Raw genomic sequence first — 4,137 nt, forward strand, 5'->3', positions numbered from 1 at the left:
ATATAGCAGCCCGGATTTACCTAAGCTGCAAGCCTACATCCTTTCACCTAGATAACCATCACTAGGCTGACATAACCTTCTCCGTCCCTCCATCGCATCATAAACAAGTATCGGAATATTAACCGATTTCCCATCGACTACGCCTTTCGGCCTCGCCTTAGGGGTCGACTCACCCAGCCCCGATTAACGTTGGACTGGAACCCTTGATCTTCCGGCGTGCGAGCTTTTCACTCGCATTATCGTTACTCACGTCAGCATTCGCTCTTGTGATACCTCCAGCATGCTTTACAACACACCTTCACAGGCTTACACAACGCTCCCCTACCACTTGAAAACAAATTCAAATCCGCAGCTTCGGCTCCTAGTTTGAGCCCCGTTACATCTTCCGCGCGGGCCGACTCGACTAGTGAGCTATTACGCTTTCTTTAAAGGATGGCTGCTTCTAAGCCAACCTCCTAGCTGTCTATGCCTTCCCACCTCGTTTCCCACTTAACTAGGAATTTGGGGCCTTAGCTGGCGGTCTGGGTTGTTTCCCTCTCCACAATGGACGTTAGCACCCACTGTGTGTCTCCCGGATATCACTCATCGGTATTCGGAGTTTGCATCGGTTTGGTAAGTCGGTATGACCCCCTAGCCGAAACAGTGCTCTACCCCCAATGGTGTTCGTCCGAGGCGCTACCTAAATAGCTTTCGGGGAGAACCAGCTATCACCGAGTTTGATTAGCCTTTCACCCCTATCCACAAGTCATCCCCTGGCTTTTCAACGACAGTGGGTTCGGTCCTCCGGTGCCTGTTACGGCACTTTCAACCTGCTCATGGATAGATCACTCGGTTTCGGGTCTATACCCTGCAACTATACGCCCTATTAAGACTCGGTTTCCCTACGGCTCCCCTAACGGTTAACCTTGCTACAGAATATAAGTCGCTGACCCATTATACAAAAGGTACGCGGTCACCACGCAAGGTGGCTCCCACTGCTTGTACGCACACGGTTTCAGGTTCTATTTCACTCCCCTCACAGGGGTTCTTTTCGCCTTTCCCTCACGGTACTGGTTCACTATCGGTCAGTCAGGAGTATTTAGCCTTGGAGGATGGTCCCCCCATCTTCAAACAGGATTTCTCGTGCCCCGCTCTACTTAATATGTTGACGCTAGAATTTAAAATACAGGACTATCACCTACTATGGTCAGCTTTCCCACGCTGTTCTTCTATTCTAGTGCCAATCGGCTTCTCCCCGTTCGCTCGCCGCTACTTGGGGAATCTCAATTGATGTTTATTCCTAAGGGTACTGAGATGTTTCACTTCCCCTCGTTCGCTTCTTATATAAATATAAGATACCTAGCTTATGCTAAGTGGGTTTCCCCATTCAGAAATCTCCGGATCACAGGATATTGCCGCCTCCCCGAAGCTTATCGCAGGCTGTCACGTCTTTCATCGCCTCTGACTGCCAAGGCATCCACCATGTGCGCTTAATTACTTGACCATACAACCCCAAAGGGTCTATTTGTCAGCAATTATAACGATATCACCTATGTTTACGCTTGATTCAGTTCTCTTTACTTTTTTTAATAACTCACTACTGGGATAACAACTGATGTCGTTAAGTAGTGAGTTATTAAGGTTAGAAAGAAGCGCGTGAACACGCTCTTTCTAACCCAGACTCATATCTATGTTTTTAAATAGTTCCTAATCCTTCGTCAGGTATTAGGTTCTGTATAAAACAGAAGTAAATAATCAGTTGCGATTACTTAGTTCTATTTATACACGCTTGTTTATAATAGTGGTGGAGCCAAACGGAGTCGAACCGTTGACCTCCTGCGTGCAAGGCAGGCGCTCTACCAACTGAGCTATGGCCCCATGTGTAAGTGGTAGGCCTGGGCAGACTTGAACTGCCGACCCCCGCGTTATCAACACGGTGCTCTAACCAGCTGAGCTACAGGCCTTTAATGTCTAAAGCAACAGCTTTATACAATAAGGCTTATAAACAAACTAAACTAAAGAACAACTTGTTGTGAATTCTTGCTGAGCGAATGCCGTCTATAAGGAGGTGATCCAGCCGCAGGTTCCCCTACGGCTACCTTGTTACGACTTCACCCCAGTCATCAACCACACCGTGGTGATCGCCATCCTAAAAGGTTTGGCTAACCACTTCTGGTGCAATCAACTCCCATGGTGTGACGGGCGGTGTGTACAAGGCCCGGGAACGTATTCACCGCGGCATTCTGATCCGCGATTACTAGCGATTCCTACTTCATGGAGTCGAGTTGCAGACTCCAATCTGGACTACGATAGGCTTTGAAAGATTCGCATCACATCGCTGTGTAGCTGCCCTCTGTACCTACCATTGTAGCACGTGTGTAGCCCTGGTCGTAAGGGCCATGATGACTTGACGTCGTCCCCGCCTTCCTCCAGTTTGTCACTGGCAGTATCCTTAGAGTTCCCGGCTTAACCCGCTGGTAACTAAGGACAAGGGTTGCGCTCGTTGCGGGACTTAACCCAACATCTCACGACACGAGCTGACGACAGCCATGCAGCACCTGTATTCTAATTCCCGAAGGCACTCCCGCATCTCTGCAGGATTCTAGATATGTCAAGACCAGGTAAGGTTCTTCGCGTTGCATCGAATTAAACCACATGCTCCACCGCTTGTGCGGGCCCCCGTCAATTCATTTGAGTTTTAACCTTGCGGCCGTACTCCCCAGGCGGTCTACTTATTGCGTTAGCTGCGTCACTAAGTCCTCAAGGGACCCAACGACTAGTAGACATCGTTTACGGCGTGGACTACCAGGGTATCTAATCCTGTTTGCTACCCACGCTTTCGAACCTCAGTGTCAATATGATGCCAGAAGGCTGCCTTCGCCATCGGTATTCCTCCAGATCTCTACGCATTTCACCGCTACACCTGGAATTCTACCTTCCTCTCACCTATTCTAGCCTAACAGTATCAGATGCAGTTCCCAGGTTAAGCCCGGGGATTTCACATCTGACTTATCAAGCCACCTACGCTCGCTTTACGCCCAGTAATTCCGATTAACGCTTGCACCCTCTGTATTACCGCGGCTGCTGGCACAGAGTTAGCCGGTGCTTATTCTGCAGCTAATGTCATCGCATACGGGTATTAACCGTATGGTCTTCTTCACTGCTTAAAGTGCTTTACAACCAAAAGGCCTTCTTCACACACGCGGCATGGCTGGATCAGGGTTGCCCCCATTGTCCAATATTCCCCACTGCTGCCTCCCGTAGGAGTCCGGGCCGTGTCTCAGTCCCGGTGTGGCTGATCATCCTCTCAGACCAGCTACAGATCGTCGCCATGGTAGGCCTTTACCCCACCATCTAGCTAATCCGACTTAGGCTCATCTAATAGCGAGAGCAACAAGTTGCCCCCTTTCTCCCGTAGGTCGTATGCGGTATTAATTCGAGTTTCCCCGAGCTATCCCCCACTACTAGGTAGATTCCTAAGTATTACTCACCCGTCCGCCGCTCGACGCCTGGGAGCAAGCTCCCATCGTTTCCGCTCGACTTGCATGTGTTAAGCCTGCCGCCAGCGTTCAATCTGAGCCATGATCAAACTCTTCAGTTTAATCTTGCTTGAAGTCTTCACTATAAATAGTAAGACGACTTCTAATCTTGGCTCATTTAATCTGGCAAATCGCTAAAAATTATGTTCGTAATGAATTAACTTTGAGTTTTTCTGCTGATTAAATGATAATTTTTATAGTTAGAATAAACTCCGAAAAGAAGTTCAAACCAACTTTATTTTTAGCATTCTGTCTCAGCAAAAATCCACACAAGTTGTTCTTTAGTTTTGATTTTAAATAGTGTCTTACTTCTGTCGTCCAGTAAGTAAGTAATGCAATATTTGGTTTGCTAAGATAGTGTCAATCCCTTAAGGGCTTTGCTATCTAGCGAGCTGACTATCATAACACGATGTGTTCGTTTGTCAAGCTTTTTTATAATTTGTTTCAGTAAGTTAGTGACTTGATTTTACTACCTTATTTGGTAGTTTGTCTCGTCTTGTCCCTTAATGAGGTGCGTATTATAGACGCTTTATTTGGTAAGTCAAGGATTAAATTATTTTATTTTAAAAGTAATTTAGTGGGCTGGATGGTTATTTAATAGCTGCGCTATTCATTATTC

2 tRNA genes and 2 rRNA genes are annotated in these 4,137 nt (G+C 47.3%); all 4 read right to left on the reverse strand.

Annotated features, from left to right (window positions below):
* Window positions 1–1,483, reverse strand: a 23S ribosomal RNA gene (locus tag ACS8FD_RS12840); the annotation flags it as partial.
* A 298-nt stretch (window positions 1,484–1,781) separates the two neighbouring features.
* Window positions 1,782–1,857, reverse strand: a tRNA-Ala gene (locus ACS8FD_RS12845).
* A 9-nt stretch (window positions 1,858–1,866) separates the two neighbouring features.
* A tRNA-Ile gene (locus ACS8FD_RS12850) sits at window positions 1,867–1,943 on the reverse strand.
* A 97-nt stretch (window positions 1,944–2,040) separates the two neighbouring features.
* Window positions 2,041–3,580, reverse strand: a 16S ribosomal RNA gene (locus ACS8FD_RS12855).
* Window positions 3,581–4,137: the final 557 nt, after the last annotated feature.

It is taken from the genome of Psychrobacter sp. 1U2 (genome assembly GCF_051847575.1).